This is a genomic window from Yeguia hominis, assembly GCF_014384705.1.
Lineage (GTDB): Bacteria > Bacillota > Clostridia > Oscillospirales > Acutalibacteraceae > Yeguia > Yeguia hominis.
In genome coordinates, this window is record NZ_JACRSN010000039.1 from 1 (window position 1) to 2923 (window position 2923).

General features: G+C 52.1%; 1 rRNA gene. It reads left to right on the forward strand.

Going from position 1 to position 2923, the window contains the following annotated elements:
* Positions 1-134: 134 nt before the first annotated feature.
* Positions 135-2923: ribosomal RNA gene (locus tag IAG03_RS13795) — 23S ribosomal RNA — on the forward strand; the annotation flags it as partial.

The window sequence follows — 2923 nt, forward strand, 5'->3', positions numbered from 1 at the left end:
ATGCACCTTGAAAACCGAATAAAGAAGAAGCAGATAAAGCGAGGAAAGCGAAGTTTTTAGAAGACTTTAAGATAGAAATATTTTAGGGTAAAAGAGAACTACAATTTCTAAGAAAGAGAACATGCAAAACACATGGTCAAGCTACAAAGAGCACAAGGGGAATGCCTTGGCACTGGGAGCCGAAGAAGGACGCGACAAACTGCGAAAAGCCACGGGGAGCCGTAAGTAGGCCGTGATCCGTGGATATCCGAATGGAGCAATCCACACGAAGTCATGTTCGTGTATCCTGTACTGAATTCATAGGTACAGGAGGGGAACCGCCTGAACTGAAACATCTAAGTAGGGCGAGGAAAAGAAATCAACCGAGATTCCGCAAGTAGTGGCGAGCGAACGCGGAAGAGGCCAAACCAAGAGTAGCAATACACTTGGGGTTCGGACAGCGGAGGGTATGCAGAGCGATAGCAGAACGGCATGGGAAGGCCGACGAAACAGTGTGAGAGTCACGTATGCGAAATTGCGAAGCAGCCAGCTGGATCCAGAGTACCGCCGGACACGTGAAACCCGGTGGGAATATGGGGGGACCACCCTCCAAGCCTAAATACTACCCAGTGACCGATAGAGAAGAGTACTGTGAAGGAAAGGTGAAAAGGACCCCGGGAGGGGAGTGAAAGAGAACCTGAAACCTTGTGCTTACAAGCACCGAGAGCCCGTCAAAGGGTGATCGGGTACCTTTTGTAGAATGGTCCGGCGAGTGAATGTAACTGGCAAGGTTAAGGACTAAAGGTCTGGAGCCGTAGCGAGAGCGAGTCTGAAGAGGGCGTAAGAAGTCAGTTGTATTCGACCCGAAACCGGGTGACCTACCCATGTCCAGGTTGAAGTGGAGGTAAAACTCCATGGAGGACCGAACCGACTCCCGTTGAAATGGTAGCGGATGAGGTGTGGGTAGCGGAGAAATTCCAAACGAACCCGGAGATAGCTGGTTCTCTCCGAAATAGCTTTAGGGCTAGCCTTGCACAAGATTACCGGAGGTAAAGCGCTGAATTGGCTAGGGGCCGAGAGGTTACCGAACCTTATCAAACTGGGAATGCCGGCTAATTGGTGTGCAGGAGTCAGACAGCGAGAGATAAGTTCCGTTGTCAAAAGGGAAAGAGCCCAGACCCACAGCTAAGGTCCCAAAACACAGTTAAGTGGAAAAGGATGTGGGGTTGCGAAGACAACCAGGATGTTGGCTTAGAAGCAGCCACTCATTAAAAGAGTGCGTAATAGCTCACTGGTCGAGTGACCCTGCGCCGAAAATTTAACGGGGCTAAATTGTGTACCGAAGCTTGGGATGCGTAGGAATACGCATGGTAGGAGAGCGTTCTGTAAGCGGAGAAGTCATAGCGGAAGCGGTGGTGGAGATTACAGAAGAGAGAATGCCGGAATGAGTAGCGAGAAATATGTGAGAATCATATTGGCCGAAAGTCTAAGGTTTTTGGAGGAAGGTTCGTCCGCTCCAAGTAAGCCGGGAGCTAAGGTGAGGCCGAAAGGCGTAGCCGATGCACATACGGTGGAAATTCCGTAGCCGCCAAAAGATTTAAGCAAGAGGACACCTTGAAAGGGCATGACCCGGGGGATGGTAGACCCGGGCGAAAGGGACCGAAAGAAAGTAGGGAAGCATGCTTAGACGAGGGCGAGAAAAGTCTTGTGGATATCTGAGGCGCCCGTACCGCAAACCGACACAGGTAGATAGGAAGAGAATTCTAAGGCCAACGGGAGAAGGGTAGTTAAGGAACTCGGCAAAATGACCCCGTAACTTCGGGAAAAGGGGTGCCTGGTAACACAGGCCGCAGAGAATAGGCCCAGGCGACTGTTTATCAAAAACACAGGTCTCTGCAAAATCGAAAGATGAGGTATAGGGGCTGACACCTGCCCGGTGCCGGAAGGTTAAGAGGAGATGTGAGAGCATTGAATTGAAGCCCCGGTAAACGGCGGCCGTAACTATAACGGTCCTAAGGTAGCGAAATTCCTTGTCGGGTAAGTTCCGACCCGCACGAATGGTGTAACGATCTGGGCGCTGTCTCAACTACCCGCCCGGCGAAATTGTAGTACCGGTGAAGATGCCGGTTACCCGCGACAAGACGGAAAGACCCCATGGAGCTTTACTGCAGCTTAATATTGGATTTTGATAATGTATGTACAGGATAGGCGGGAGACTAGGAAACCAGGGCGCCAGCTTTGGTGGAGTCAAGCTTGGGATACCGCTCTTATGTTATTGAAGTTCTAACCTGCGGCCGTGAATCCGGCCGGGGGACATTGTTAGGCGGGCAGTTTGACTGGGGCGGTCGCCTCCTAAAGCGTAACGGAGGCGCTCAAAGGTTAGCTCGGTACGGACGGAAACCGTGCTATTGAGTGCAAACGCAAAAGCTAGCCTGACTGCGAGGGTGACGGCCCGAGCAGGAACGAAAGTTGGAGTTAGTGATCCGGCGGTATGAGAGTGGAATTGCCGTCGCTCAACGGATAAAAGCTACCCTGGGGATAACAGGCTGATCTCCCCCAAGAGTCCACATCGACGGGGAGGTTTGGCACCTCGATGTCGGCTCATCACATCCTGGGGCTGAATTCGGTCCCAAGGGTTCGGCTGTTCGCCGATTAAAGTGGTACGCGAGCTGGGTTCAGAACGTCGTGAGACAGTTCGGTCCCTATCTGTCGTGGGCGTAGGATATTTGAGGAGAGCTGTCCTTAGTACGAGAGGACCGGGATGGACACACCTCTGGCGCACCAGTTGTCACGCCAGTGGCATAGCTGGGCAACTAAGTGTGGAACGGATAAACGCTGAAAGCATCTAAGCGTGAAGCCGGCTCCAAGATAAGATATCCCATGGCGTAAGCCAGTAAGACCCCCGGAAGACTACCGGGTTGATAGGCTGCGAGTGTAAGCATGG